The organism is Anaerobiospirillum sp. NML120511 (genome assembly GCF_023050955.1).
In the GTDB taxonomy this organism is placed as follows: Bacteria; Pseudomonadota; Gammaproteobacteria; order Enterobacterales; family Succinivibrionaceae; genus Anaerobiospirillum.
Genome location: NZ_JALKIK010000025.1, coordinates 1 through 15,078 on the forward strand (window position 1 = coordinate 1; position 15,078 = coordinate 15,078).

Genomic DNA, 15,078 nt, shown 5'->3' on the forward strand with positions numbered 1-15,078 from the left:
GGCACAACGCACACCCTGAGTTTGAGTTTATTTTCACTCCTACTACCTCATCATGGTGCAACCCGGTTGAAGCACACTTCAGCATTTACTCCAATGCAGTGCTCAAAGGAGCATCATGGAATAGCGTTGATGAACTTGAATCTGCCTCTTTGAAGTGGTACCAGGAATATGAAAAAAAACCTATTCCTTTCAACATCCAGTTCAACCTTGAAAATCACCTGAGTTCAAGGAGAAGAATTCTGGAGCAAATGAAGAAGCGGTTTGAGCATATTGTTGAGCGATGCAAAGCTGGTCTGCGTCTGAACAATTCAGGCTTCTGCTACTTCTATACAATTGGACTGTACCTGTTCAGGCTTACATCTGAAAAGGCTCCCAGCCCTAAAGCTGTCAAGGAATACAAGGATAAGCTTACCCGTATGCTTGGATTTTGATATCCCTCTGTATCCGGCTATGTCAGGGGGGTGGGTCAAAACTTTTGAAATTTAGTACTAATATTTATTGCATATCATCCCTGCCCCACCGTGTACTTCCAGCCATCTACAGTGCAGCACAGCCGCCCGTCCTCAAATCTGCATCCAGCAGTCCCGCCATCCACAGTGCAGCTCAGCCGCCCGTCCTCAAATCTGTATCCAGCAGTCCCGCCATCCACAGTGCAGCTCAGCCGCCCGTTCTCAAATCTGCATCCAGCAGTCCCGCCATTTACTGTCCATCTGAGCCCTGCCCTGCATCTACTGTATCCGCCTGATTTTCCGGCATTCCCTGTTCCGATATTGTGCTGTTAAGTATGAAGAGTCAGTAAAGCCCTGCTGGTCGGGACAAAACAGCCGAGCCTGCTCCGCATGAAATGGATGCAAGCAAGCAGGCAGGCAGGCAGGCATGACTGCGCAAGAACATGCACGTTAATGCATGGGATACATGGCTGCCGCTGTCCGCAGCAAAGGACAGTTGGCCGTTACTGTCCGTATTAGAGAATGCGCCGCAAGTGCGTATGGTCGGGAACAGTTTACGAACAGTGTTCCTAAAGCCTGTTTATGGCATTTCACATATACATGAGGCTGTGACAGCCCTGCCAGGTGCTCTGAGGGCAGGAGACAAGTATTCAGCTAAGCTCTCATTGTGAGACAGCGCTGCAATGAAACAGTGGACGTGACTTTTGTTGCAGGATTTGTTGCATAAAGTAATGCAAAAGAGTGAGTGTGATACCCCGAGCAGTAGCGATACGAATAAAAGGAGATCGTGGCTGCTGACAGAGGGTGTTTGCCGGGGATGATGTGTGGGATGGAGGGGCAGGGAAGCTGGTAAAAACCAAATAAAAAAGGCCTGGTTTCGCGCCAGACCTTTTTTTAAATAGGAGGATTGTCTATAAAAAGGAGTTTAACTACGAGTTTAGTTAGTGCAAAACGACCACTTTGCTCTGTTCGTTTTGTTGGGTACATGATATTCAAAATTGAGATATGGATCAAGCTTTTTACAAAAAATTTTTTAGCTTTATTTCACTGTGTTACCAGTAACAACACATGGTGTCAGAAGTTGGGAGCCCCGCTGTTATCCGCATATATCAGCCTTTTATCCACATGTTTATCTCTGTCTTTATGTTACTTAACACTGTCAAACTCACTTTTGGTGCAATGATTTGACAAAACAGATTTACTTACCCATAACTAACTGATGCAACTTTTGCAGAAATGAAAAGTTTTGTTTCATTTTTTGCATTTTTTAATGCAACAAATCTCTGCGCCAGCAGCACTGGAAATTTGTTAACCAGGTTAATTTTTACCCCGCACTGTAAGGCAATAAAGCCATATCTGGCACCATGTCTTTGTAAACTTCATTTACTATATTATCTGTAAACGCTTACATTGATGTACACTCAGCTTACATCACATCCGGGAATCACTCCCGAGTAAGCCCAGGGTATAAGACCTGTACCTTGCCCCAAATATAAGCAAAGGCCCTTACAGCCCCCAGTTCCAACGATAAAGATCGCAGTACAGATCAGCAAAAATCTATTCTCATGCTGCATAAGCAGCTAACAAAATCATGAACTTTCCACCGCTACGCAGGTCTTAATACCTGTTATAAAGGTATGCACAACGCAAAACAGCCATTAACAGCAAGGCACGCCCCATCCACGAGCACAGGGCAAAGCGCCATCTGGCATGAGCGAAGCGTTGTGACATATGGGCTCCAGCTGCTTTGGTCTGCTGTTCAGACTTCAGGAGCTGAAATGCTCATAAATGTCCTTTAAAATGTCTTGTTTTAACCCCCTTAGATAAGCGCCAGTAAGTCGCATTTTATCGCCCTGGTGACCATAATTTTGTCCGGCCACGTGGCTATGGGCCTGCGAAAATGCAAAGTTAGTGTTTTTGCAGGATGCATGGGGTTTGAAGTACTGATAAACTACTCATATTTTCATGCCGCTCTGACGGCTGTGTTGTTGGTTCATAAATCAGGTGTATTTGTGGTTATGGCTTTTGATGGCAAGGAAAATACTGCTGCTAATGGAGTTGCAGCGGCGACTGGTGCCGGTGGCTCAGCGTCCTGTGGATGCTGCCCGTCGGTTATCTGGTCATTAATAAGCCATCATGTAACCTGGAAAGACAACTTTAACCAGTTCGACCATACAGGCGCCCACTCTACATATACCTCTGATGCCCCCATTTCTGACGGCAGCCATAATTTCCATGACTTGAGCCGGCTTACAACCATAAGTCCTGCTGACTTACACCAGCAATCATGCGCAGCTGTTACACCACTTTCTGGTGCATCCCGTGCTGTTGCATCCCGCCATGATGCATCCTGCTCTGGCGCATCCCGCTCTGACTCATCCAGCTCTGATGCATCAATCTCTGTTTCATCCAGCTCTGTTGCATGCAGCACAGCTGCACACAGCTCAGAGCGTACTGACAGCTCATCATCAGCCCCTTTCCCGGCAAAATGCCCTGCAATATGCCCTGCCACAATGAGCAAGTCTCTGCTCAGGCAAAGCTTTTCTCTCCCTTTTTCTCTATCTGAGTCTTCCCCTGCTTACATTGCCAGCTTCACATCTCCTGCCTCCCAGGCCGGCAATACAGGCTGTGCCATAACCGCAGTAATACCAGGCAATTCAGTCACGACCACTCCTGCTTCACTTTCACTCTCAGATCATACCGCCCCAGCCCCACTCTCTTCCTGGGCATCAGGAGCAGCGCCCGGCTTTATGCCTGCAACTGTTCAGGTGACCGCAACAGCCGGTCAATATGGAACTCAAAGCAATGAAATGCCTGGCGCTATGGTAAAGACTGAGCCGCCCTGTCGCGCATCCCTGAACAGACAGGACAACAGCCGCTGCAACAGCCCTTCAGTCGTGCAGGCGCACAGTCTGACCAGTACCAGGGGGCACGACAGCAGGACCTTTGAGGTTAATGCTCAGGACTGTGCTCACAAACAGCATCAGACTCAGATTTCACCACAGATTAAGATTCAGGCCATGGCACATAACAACTCTCATATTCAGACAGATAACATTGCAGGTAACTGCATTGCAGATAACTGCACTGCAGCCAGACGCACTGCGTTATCACGCTTAATGTCTGAGCAGTCAGCATATGACAATGTTCAGGAGTTGGCCATGAACCATACACAGGCACAGCCAAAGCAACAGCCTCAGCCAGTTAATCAGGATTTGTCACCGGTACAGGCACAGTTACATTTACAGTCAAAGTCACGCAGCCGTTCTGGCCGTTGTGAGTGCAGGCACAATCGCCCTGGTCAGGTCCTGCGTCGCAGCGCTCTTGCTCTTGCTGCAGCGGCTGTACTGGCTGCCATGCCGGCAGCAGCCGATGGCACTGCATATTCTGCAGACTCTGCATATGCTTCATATTCTGCTGATGCTGTCAGTCAGGATATGCCACTGGGCTTCAAGCACAATCCAGAGGCCCTCAGGGGAGCATCCACAGCTCATGACCAGGCTGGTAATGCTGTTCAGGGCGGTCTGACCCTGCCTGCTGAGCAGCATATTGAGCCGCTTTACCCTTTAATTACCGGTAATAACCACGAGCAGAACTCACCTTTTATTCTGCAGCGCTATCCTGATGTGCAGCCTCTGCCTTATCAGGGCTATGACTACTCCCTGAAAAACGCTCCTGCACCACTGCCAGGCTATAAAGGCAACCGTCTGCAGCCTCACGCTCTTTCTGCTTATGCTGAGGCTCACAAGAATAATGATGCAGACAACAGGCCTGCCAATGATGCAGCATCTGCCGATTCGGGTTCATCCCCTGCCCCTTCAGCAGATGTTTCACAAGCTGATGGCCATAAGTCTGATGCTTCAGACAAGTCAGTTCAGGACAGAAGATCAGCTGACCGCAAGGCAGATGCTGCCCGTACACAAAGCAAGGTAACAGGCTCCACAACTGAGAGGAAAGCAAATGGCGACTCCAGCAAGGTAATTGAGCGCTCTGCCTCAGCATCCACTGATTTTGAAACTGACTTTGCTGTAATGCCGGCTTCAGGCACTGACATTACTTCAGACACAGTATCCGGATCGGGCTCAGGCAATATGCTGTCGCGCTATCGTCATCAGAACGATGAAGTCTGTCATCCATCATCGGGCAACGACTCAGATCAGGTACATGCCATGGGCTCCTCGGCCTTTGATCCGGCCAGCATTTCCCTGTCACTGGAAAACTCAAGAGGATGGCATCACAGGGTACTGCCTGTCTTCAGTGACGCTCCGCTCGTAGCTCTGGCTCACTATGAGCTGCCAGTAGCAGAGATTATGCTCCATTCTTCTGAAGCAGCCTTTATGGCAGTAAGAAGAGCCGCTGCCAGCTCCATGGGGCCGGTATTTCACACAGTAGCAAGCTCTGAGGGTGCCTACAGCTATGGCTACGGATCTGATAATCCTGCCGCCTCTCATATCGAGAATCTTAAGAGCATGGTCGGATCCGACGGTATGGAGAGCATCAGCTCCAGTGAGCTCAGCGCCGTATTTGATGTAACTTTACCGGTACTTTCAGCTGTATACGACAAGTCAGCTCAGGTATGGTCATCATATAAGCAAGAATGCATACCGACCCGGCAAACTGACGGTAATGACCAGCAGGCTGCCGTTAATGTCCAGCAAGCCTTTACCAGCCCAGACTCCAGTACCTCGGCACCTGTACCACAGAGCGCAGCCAGCAATGGCCTGCAGGGCTCTGCAGTACCTGCAGTCCCGGCAGCTTCAAATGACAGTGGCAATACACTGCCAGCTGAAGTCTCCTATCACGCCAGCTCAGTTTCAGACATGGTGATACCATCAGATTCATTTGCTCAGAGTGCCAGTAATCTGATTGATAACAATGCCATGACCCCAAGGTACAGCTCTGCCTATGCCGAGGCCAGCAGCGATCCTGCTGCCCCGTCATCGCCAGCAGCCCTTGCGCCATCACAGCAGGTTGCCAGTGCCGGCAATGCCTGGTCACTGAGCAACAGTATTACTGATGCAGGACAGAGTGCAACCGCTGCAACAGTCGCAGCTGTTGCAGCCGCCCCAGTTGTTGCCATGAATGGCAGCGCTCCGGCAGTAAGCACTGCCAATGTGGCTGCCCCTGCTCCAGCAGTCCAGGATGCAACAGCAGCTGCTGCGCCAGCACCTGATGCAGCTGCCGCACCGCCAGATGCCGCACCGACACATGCCCAGGTGGCTGATGAAGGACCTCTGCCCTGTATCGAGCTGCCAGCTGGCAGTCCACTGCCGGAGCAAATCAGACCACGTCAGTGCTTTGAGCTGCAGGGCGGTAATTTCATTGCTCAGGACACGGTAGTACAGGGTCGCCTGTTTATTAAAGCCGGACGCAAGGCTCAGCTTACTCAAGGCCGCAGTATCACTGCCCGCAATGGTGGTCTTATTGAACTTCGCGGCGAGCTTGATATGGAACCGGGATCAGCTCTGAATATTGACCATGGCAGCAGCTTTAACTGCAGTGGACTTCTGCACATGGCACAGGGAAGCTGGCTTAATACCCGTGGCAACACCACATTTAAGAATATTGGACGTATAATCCTCGAGCCAAAGGCCCAGCTGACCTTCAGTGATGAAGCCGAAATACGCAACAGCGGTCAGCTCATTTTGCATCAGGCATCAGCTCATCTGCGTAATAAGGGCAAACTTGAGAATGTCGGCACCATTGAGTTAAACAGCGGCGCCTCCCTGTATATCATGGATAAGAGCAAGGTCAGAAACGCTGGCAGGCTGCTTCTTGGTCAGGGAGCAGAAATGAGTATTGGCGGTCACAGCCGCTTTGATAACCGCCGTATCCTCACACCTGAGGGACTGGTTACCATCAGCCGCAATGCCGTCTTTGAAAACAGAGCTGCTTTCCGACAGAAAGAAAAAGGTGAGCTCATAATCTCTGACAATGCCCAGCTGCTTAACAACCATACCTTTGAGATCTCAGGATCAGCTCTGTTTACTCACAGTGCCCGCGTACTCAATGATGGTGCTTTTGCCGTGAAAAAGACCGGCAATGTCAAAACCGAGCAGATGGCCGTGATGATCAATACCGGAACCTTCCGTAATGAAGGTGGCGGCTTTACCATCGATACTCAGGCCAACTTCGTCAACGAGAACATTGTCTCTGGTCGTGAAAGTCGCTCTCAGGGCAAACACCGACTCTAATAACACTCAGGCCCGGCACCTTACAGTGCCGGGCCTGTTTCGTTCTTAGCGTTGCTCAATGAGGCTGGACTGCAGCACTCCGAGCATTGCCAGATTGGGATGGGCTGCAGATGTCTGAGCATTGCTCAATGAGGCTGGACTGCTGCTGACTGATCGTTGCCCGATAGGAGTGGACTGCTGCATTATGAGCGTGACCGATGGTGAGGTGACAGCCGTTGCATGGCTTGCCGGGCCTGGCGCAGCAAGTGGGCTTTTATGAGGCGGAAAAGCTGTGCTGAAAGCAGTTCTGGATGTATTGAAATTCTGTCTTTTAACGCATTCGTTCATTTAAAAAGATCGACATGAAATACCTGTCAAAATGCACATAATTTTTTAAAGAGGCCTTTATTCAGGCTTATTTTTAGATATGGTCCACAACTTGAGAGATTTCTGAAAATATGATCTTTAACAGGAGTACAATAATTTAGCTGAATTTTCCGCTACGGCACATTGTGCTAAGGACTGCCGTGCGGATCAGTTGTGCAGGGCATTGCTATACAGCGCAGCTGCCCTGCTGCAGATAACCTGTAATCACACTCTTTTCAGGTTGTCTGCAGCCGGCCATGACTTATCGGCATTATGCAGGTGGAGGCAGCATCATCCTGCATCCAGACCATGCAGCCGACCTGAATACTCACAATGGCCACGCCAGCCATGCAGTCATCTCCCAAAGATATAGTGAAACATATTGAAGTGACGACAGGGTAAAAATGAGATTCTGGACAGCAATAAGTCACGGCTGAAATGACAGCACACTGTTGATCTGCCTGATCAAAGACAGATCGCAGTGCCTGTTCTGCTCATCCATGCAGCAGAATGAATGATGTCACTGCATTAGCTCATATGGCCCTGCCATACAGCTCCTGCCAAAGACATCAGGCACAGTAGTCACCGTTGCATTGCGACAGTTCAAACGAAAAACACCATGATATTAAGCTTATCAGTACGGCTTAAAATCAGGTAATTGAATATCATTCCTCACACTCTCAGTGCCTGGAATCTCTTTTCGTTACCTGTCACCAGTGATGACACCAAAAGTATCTAACAACCAAAAAATAAGACCCTGCGCATAGCGACAGGGTCATATCTTTGTAAAAAAGCAGTAATGCCTGCTCGAGGCTCTTGCTATTGAGCCACAGGCATCAATATGCTTTATATTATGTTTTATTTTGTGTCTGTGCCTGACCCCCATACTGTCAGCGCGAATAAGCCAGCAGTGGCTCACGTCACTGCTGGCTTTTATTTTGTCTGCACTGCAGCTGCAAAGCAGCAGCATGTCTGCCCCTGGTCACCATTGACAGCTGATGCCCATGGCATGAATAAATGGCATACCTGATGATGCTTCGAAGCTGCATGGACATCAAGGGATGATTATCTGAGCGGGGTTGTCATAAAGTGGCTCTTGAGCTTGATGACATTCTCCACAATATAGTTTGCTGGACGTGAAATGCGAGGCATGGACAGATATTCATGAAGAATCTTTATTGCCTGGTAGCCCTGAACATGAGGCTCCTGGCAGATTACAAAGTCGATAATGTCTGACTTGACCAGCTCACGGGCTGAGTAGATCTCATCGCAGGCAACGACAAAGAATTTTCTTGCAGTGTTGGCAATAACAGCCGCACCAAGGCCACTGACACCTGAACCGGATGCCATATAAATGCAGTTGATTTCAGGATGCTGACGAAGAGCCTCCATGGTGACCTGCTGGGTGATGATATCGTTGTCCTGCCCCTCTAACACACCTGTAATCTTACAGTTCTTGCGGTGTTCCAGAGCCTTTTTGAATCCTTTCAGACGCTGAGCATGGCCACGGTGTCCTTCCATGCCTATTACGACAAGAGCATTAACATCACGACCCTCAAGGCATTTATCAACCAGAGATCCGGCAATGACACCCGACATGTAGTAGTCAGGACCTACATAGCAAAGGTAAGGCACCTTGTCGATTTCATTGTTCATAAGCAGGACAGGAATACCAGATGCCTCAATTTCCTTGAGATAGTCTCGTATCCTTTGATCATCAACTGTACACAGAGCAAGAGCTTTACAGCCAAGATCACGCAGCTCTTCTATGGCCTTAAGATGAACGCTTACGTCCCAGCCCTCCACCTCACGCATGGTGATATCGATGCCAAGGTCGCCAAATTCATTCTCTGCATCCCTGACGCCCTGTCTGATGTCATCAAAGAAAGGAGCATTAATTGACGGCAACAGCACACCAATGGTGTTGTGGTTACGGTGAGCGGACAGTGCACGGCCGGCACGGTTTGGGACATAGCCCATATCTTCAGCCAGCTGTCTTACACGGGCAGCCGTCTCAGGGCTGACTTCGCTTTTGTCGTTTAGAGCACGGGATACAGTTCCAACAGATAATCCAATGGCTTGCGATAAGTCTTTTAAGGTAACAGTCATCCTAGTTCCTTGCCCGCTGGGAGCTCAATAATTTCTGTCCAGACAACAGAGCTCAGGTAAATATGTCGCAATAAAGCATGCCTGTTGTGGCAATGGTCATACAGCAGTGACAGCTGGCCACTGCATATTTCCTGAGCCGCTTTTCGCTGCAGGCAGCAGGATGCACTCATGCCTGCTTTGTTCAGTATTCATTTTATGCGTGATAAAGGATCCAGACAGCTCTGTAATCTGTTTACAGACCACAGTGCACAGGACCGCTGTTACCAGGATAAAGATGCCGGTAACACATTAAACCTGCAGCATGAGCACCTGCTGTGTGAGTGCCCAGACTGCATACTGCTCGTAACAGAAACTGCCATTAAATACCTTTTGATGTATGACGTATTGCGACTTGCTCACCGCATATCAAAAGGGAAACCCCTTAATAATGCCAGTTGAGGCCGCCTGATATTCTTTCAGGTCAGGACCTTAACCATGGAGTTTCCCTGCCTCTTACAGCTGTCCCCAGAAGCCTCCAATATGTCATTGTGCCAAAAGGCACAGGCACGATAATCTCTGGTAAAAAGCCATAATCGTAAACGATTGCAGACATTGTTTCAGACAATCATAGCCTATCGTGCACCAAATTAGCACAATTTATTACTGCGGTTGAAGAAATTTTTAACCTGATTACCCCTCGACTCCTGTAAAACCTGCACACAAAAGCACGTGCTTTTGTGCTTTTGCGATAGTGCCATCCCTGCAGCACAGTAATCAGAACGCCCGAATAATAATCAATCAGGCACTGACTGCTCACTTAAATGCCGAAAGACTAAAAATCAAAATAAGCATCAAAAAGTGCCATGCTGACAACAACTGCAGACGCGCCACAGACCGTCCATGCCCACTGTCTGTACCCTTTTCAGCCCGGGCCCCCGAACCAGATCACTGTCTGTACCCATGCCCCGGCACATGCACTTGAGCCCTGTCTGTACCCATGCCCCGGCACCTGCACTTGAGCCCTGTCTGTGCCCCTGCCCTGGCACCTGCACTTGAGCCCTGTCTGTACCCATGCCCCGGCACCTGCACTTGAGCCCTGTCTGTACCCATGCCCCGGCCCCCGCACTTGAGCCCTGTCTGTACCCATGCCCCGGCACCTGCACTTAAGCCCTGTCTGTACCCATGCCCCGGCACCTGAACCAGAGCCGTATTTGATTTCATGCTGCCTTGCGATATCTGCAGTCAGCCCGTTTATAAGTTGCTGCAACATTAGCCTGATGAGAAACCCGGAAACCAGGGCCAGCTGATCTGCTTGCCCATATGAGAAAAGATATCTTAGCTATTGGACCATGGCTGTGCCAGGATAGCTCTACTCTATTCCTGCAGCTGCTCTGTGATGGAGCTTTCGGTTGCAGGCAAGATTTACTCTGCTGGCCAATGGGCCGGTGCCCCATTTATTGTTCAAGGAGAAATACCAAGTGGATATCACTATTACTCACTTACCTGAAGCTGAGACCTTTGAAACTGTTATCGATGGTCACCGTGCCTTTCTGACTTATGAGATTTATGATGGCGGCCTTGATATCAGAAAGACTCTGGTACCAGAGCCTCTGGGAGGTCAGGGCATTGCTGGCAAACTTACCAGGGCAGCCTATGATTATGCCCGTGATAACAACCTCAAGTGCCTTGCTACCTGCTCCTATGCCGTAACCTGGCTCAAGCGTCATCCTGAGTACAATGGCACTGCCAGCTGCGACCACGTTGAAGGCGGCTGCGCTGTAGGCCGTCATCAGGGCTGAGACCATACACGGGCAAAAGCCCGCTACAGTCCAATAAGCGGAGCACCTCCTGATACTCCTCAATCAAAGCTGCCGGACCGATCCCTTCCTCAACCATATTCAGTCCCGGCACCACAAGGCTGCCTGCTTATGCAGGCAGCAAATTTACCTCGCAATTCCTGGCCATTCCCGCCACCCTGCCATCCTGACTACCACACTGACTTACAGCAGAACAGTCATTTCCCACCAAATCCAGGCCAACAGCACCTCTACACACATTCTGCAGTAGCTCTGACAGCAAATCATCCTTCCTGTACAAATATCCCAGTCACTTTGCTTTTTACTCATGAACACTGGCCGTCTGCAGCTCGTAGCATCACTTTTGCGTTTTAGTTTCTTTTGCAGGCAACAGGAGCAAGAAGCATGATTTGCAGCATTTGCTGCCATATTACTTTTATAAAGCACCATGCCCTCTCATTGATAATGCAAAAAGCTGATATCGTACTTTGGCAAGCTACCACCACTGTGACTGCCGCCTGAAATGGTATTTGAATGTCGTTTAATGACATGGCAGTTGCAGCATTATGAGCGGAGGGGATCCTGGGCTTAATGATGGGGACAGGAGCTGAAAAGCAGGCGTGATGAGAGGATGATAAACTTGCCACTGATGGCAAGCGACTTTCATTTTATGAGCTTTTTGCAGTTTTCTGAGGTCTTGCTTTAAGGGTAAAAGCACAGGCATTCCTCTTATGGCTCATTGATTTTATGGTCTTTTGGAAAGCATAACCGCACCCTGGCATGCTTAGTGCTAAAAGTACTTTCAGTCGCATGATTCAAGCGAACGTCAGTATCTGAATTCAGTCTGATCAGAAGCTTCATAAGCCAGTTCTGACCGACTTAATCGAACGATAAAGAGAGAACTTTTATGGCCTTGTATGTCAATACCAATGTATCTAGCATTAATGCTCAGCGCAAGCTTAGCAATGCTACTCTGAGCCTTAATACCAGCTATCAGCGCCTCTCTTCAGGCCTGAGAATCAACTCTGCCAAGGACGACGCAGCCGGCCTCCAGATTTCCGACCGTCTGACCTCCCAGATCAATGGCCTCAACCAGGGCAACCGTAACACCAATGACGGTATTGCCCTTGCCCAGACCATTGAAGGTGCTCTGGACGAGACCACCAACATGCTGCAGCGTATCCGTGTGCTGGCAGTTCAGTCCGCCAACGGCACAAACTCCACAGCAGACCGCAAGGCTCTCCAGGAAGAAGTTACCCAGCTGTCCCAGGAAATCAACCGTATTGCCCGTCAGACCACTTTTGCCGGTGCAACTGTTATCAATGGTAAGAATGACCCAAATAATGCTACTGCTCACCTTAAGGTAAGCAACAGCCTTATTCCAAATGATGGTAAGCTGGTTTTCCAGGTTGGCGCCAATGCTAACGACACTCTTACCCTCAACTGGGCTGATGCTTTCACCTTATCAGGTCTTGCCAAGATGGCTGCAGTTGGCGCTGCCAACGATATTACTGGTGCTGGTAAGGATGCCAAAAATGGTCTGGTAATTGATGGTCAGAACGCAAAATCACAAGTAAGATGGACTATTTCTGCAGCATCTTTAGCTACTTATACCCTGGGCACTATCGATAAGTTGATTCAGGCTGTAGACTCACGCCGTGCTGAGCTTGGTGCTTTACAAAATCGCATGGAAAGCACTATTCGTAACCAGGCTTCCATCTCTGAAAATGAGGCTGATGCTCGCAGCAGAATTCGTGACACAGACTTCGCCTCTGAGACCGCTGCTCTGACTCAGAACAACATTATTCAGCAGGCCTCCCAGACAGTTCTGGCTCAGGCCAACCAGCGTCCTACTATTGCTCTGAGCCTGCTCGGTCAGTAATAGAGACCTGCGACTGACAGCTTTTGCTGTAGCCAAAAGAAAGGCGGATCATTTGATCCGCCTTTCTTTTTGTCTGTCAGTTGACAATGAACTTATGGAACCCGGTTATGCCATGGATTACCGGTCGGCGCGCTGCTGGACAACGCGGCCACCAGCCGGAACATCCTCGATTACCCAGACGTTACCGCCAATGATGGCACCCTTGCCTATGGTGATGCGTCCCAGGATAGAGGCGTTTGAGTACACAACCACATCATCCTCAAGAATCGGGTGACGTGGAATGTTAAGAGGCATGCCTTCATTGTCAACAGGTATGCTCTTGGCTCCGAGAGTTACGCCCTGATAAATCTTTACGTTGTTGCCAATGATACAGGTTTCACCTATAACTACGCCGGTGCCATGGTCAATGGCAAAGCTTTCTCCAATGCGGGCACCAGGGTGAATGTCGATACCGGTTTCGGAGTGAGCCAGCTCAGTAATAGCTCTTGGGATTAAAGGAACGCCAAGAGTAAGAAGTCTGTGGGCCATACGGTAGTTGCTTACAGCTCTCAGGCCAGGATAGCAGCAGATAACCTCACCAAAGGAAGTGGCAGCCGGGTCACCGTTAAAGGCGGCACGCACATCAAGAGCCAGGCTGGCGCGCAGTTCCCCAAGTGACTCAATGTACTGTATCGCAAGAGAGCGGGCCAGCTCTTTGACCTCATCATCGCAGCTCAGGCACTGCTTGCCCTGCTCACCAACCTGAGATTCAGAGCACTCACAGTCAGGATCATTGCAGCCACAGTCTGAGTTCACTGAAGCTGCTGTACTGCCAGATTCGGTACCGGTTGCGGCGGCAGCAGCTGTCGCAGGAGATCCTTTGAGCTTGAGGGTACGGTTATGCTGGGTACTGACTGTGGTACGGGCATGGTGCTCATTATCAGCACTCTGGAAACACAGCGCTGCGGCAATCTGATCTGTCAGGAGCTCAAAAAGCTGCTCTACCTGCAGGCCTATGTGATAGGACACAGTATGGCGGTTGATCTTGGACTTGCCAAAGTAGCCCGGAAAGATAATAGCCCGGGAGAGCTTTACTATTTCATTGACAGCACGGGCCGAAGGCAGAGGATTGCCCTCAAGATGCTGCTGAAACAGTCCACGTAATGAATCTTCAGCTGAAAGCTCACCAATAATGTGACTTAGCTGTTTTGAGTAATCTACCAAGAGTCAATCCTCACCATATGCCAGAGTACAGGGCTGCTTCATCCAGTTTTTGCTTAGACAGCGCCAGCCCGGTATCTGACAGAAATAATCTTTGGGATGTACCGCATTTGTCCCAGTAAGACAGCACTCCAGCAAAGGTCCATGGGTGACATCGCCCTCAATAAGGGGACCGGGACTTACCTTGTGGAGCGCATGGGTACAGCCCCTATAACATAACCGATTTTGCCTCCAAGTGCTCATACCTGTGGCAGTGCACCACAATTGCAGCTGCCAGGGCCTTACATCAGTCTGCTACTTCCTGCCCTTGCCTGCTTGTTCCATGTCAGACCTGCAGATAGCAGACAGCGACAGATAGCAATCTGCCATACGGTTAAACACGCCAGTTACAGAGATATCAACTCCAAAGTTACAAGCAAGTAGCTGTACCAGCAACAGTATGGCCCAGCCACCACCCATGTTCCACGCAAGATCAGGTCAATTTAACTTCATTTGGGAGAGCATGCCTCGGCCAGCCTTGCTGTTTCCGCTTCGCAGCTTTTTTCTGGTCACCCCCGGCGTATCCTTGCCTGACTGCTGTTTCCTGCTTGCGCAGCTTTTTCTGGTCAAACCCGGCGTGTCCTTGCCTTACTGGCGTTTCCTGCTTGCGCTGAATTTTCTACTTGCACTGCTCTGCTTTGCCCTGCCTTCCACACCATTGCATACAGCAGCTTGCCATGATTGGCCCTGACTTTCCCTGTTTAGCCTTGATTAGCCTTGATTATCTCCAGCCAACGGGGCGTTATGCGACATTTGCCAGTGTGCGTTGTCTCCAAGGCAAGGCATGTCTATACATGGGAAGACATTGCTAAGGTCTGGCTCATGCCCTACAAGAGCTGTATGCCCTTTGGAATATGGATATTCTGTATACATACTTCGGGTGTGAAGTTAGAGAACGTGCTGCAGGTGTATGTATGAGGCTGTCGGCTTTGCATCTGCAGGGGTTCTGTTGGAGAGATTATGACTGCTTATGCACCATTAATTTGCATGAAAAAACGCTGTTTTGGTGAGAAAAAAGGCAATTTTGCGGCTGTTTTGCGCTCTGAACCGCATTTATAAGGAAAATCCAGCGCAGGTTGTGATTT

General features: G+C 49.6%; 6 protein-coding genes and 1 pseudogene. 5 read left to right on the forward strand and 2 right to left on the reverse strand.

The window, feature by feature from the left end:
* Both MXE39_RS08070 and MXE39_RS08075 read left to right on the forward strand, forming a co-directional pair.
* Positions 1-431 (forward strand): annotated as a pseudogene (locus tag MXE39_RS08070) (hypothetical protein); the annotation flags it as partial.
* 3,179 nt (positions 432-3,610) lie between these two features.
* On the forward strand, positions 3,611-6,643 hold the full coding sequence (locus MXE39_RS08075; protein ID WP_246978033.1) for a hypothetical protein: 3,033 nt from the start codon (positions 3,611-3,613) through the stop codon (positions 6,641-6,643).
* Positions 6,644-8,053: 1,410 nt separating this feature from the next.
* Here the strand turns inward: MXE39_RS08075 and MXE39_RS08080 are convergent.
* Positions 8,054-9,097, reverse strand: coding sequence for a LacI family DNA-binding transcriptional regulator (locus MXE39_RS08080; RefSeq protein ID WP_246978032.1), 1,044 nt, complete (start codon positions 9,095-9,097; stop codon positions 8,054-8,056).
* A gap of 1,457 nt (positions 9,098-10,554) precedes the next feature.
* Here MXE39_RS08080 and MXE39_RS08085 point away from each other — a divergent pair.
* Together MXE39_RS08085 and MXE39_RS08090 are read left to right on the forward strand one after the other, a co-directional pair.
* Positions 10,555-10,875, forward strand: coding sequence for a GNAT family N-acetyltransferase (locus MXE39_RS08085; RefSeq protein ID WP_246978031.1), 321 nt, complete (start codon positions 10,555-10,557; stop codon positions 10,873-10,875).
* Positions 10,876-11,779: 904 nt separating this feature from the next.
* A complete protein-coding gene (locus MXE39_RS08090) occupies positions 11,780-12,754 on the forward strand; it encodes a flagellin (protein ID WP_246978030.1) in 975 nt (324 codons plus the stop codon).
* Positions 12,755-12,871: 117 nt separating this feature from the next.
* Here the strand turns inward: MXE39_RS08090 and MXE39_RS08095 are convergent, their stop codons facing one another.
* Positions 12,872-13,957: a hypothetical protein gene (locus tag MXE39_RS08095; RefSeq protein WP_246978029.1), complete on the reverse strand. Its 1,086-nt coding sequence runs from the start codon at positions 13,955-13,957 to the stop codon at positions 12,872-12,874.
* Between the two features lie 454 nt (positions 13,958-14,411).
* Here MXE39_RS08095 and MXE39_RS08100 point away from each other — a divergent pair, with 454 nt between their 5' ends.
* Positions 14,412-14,684, forward strand: coding sequence for a hypothetical protein (locus tag MXE39_RS08100; RefSeq protein ID WP_247073931.1), 273 nt, complete (start codon positions 14,412-14,414; stop codon positions 14,682-14,684).
* Positions 14,685-15,078 lie beyond the last annotated feature (394 nt).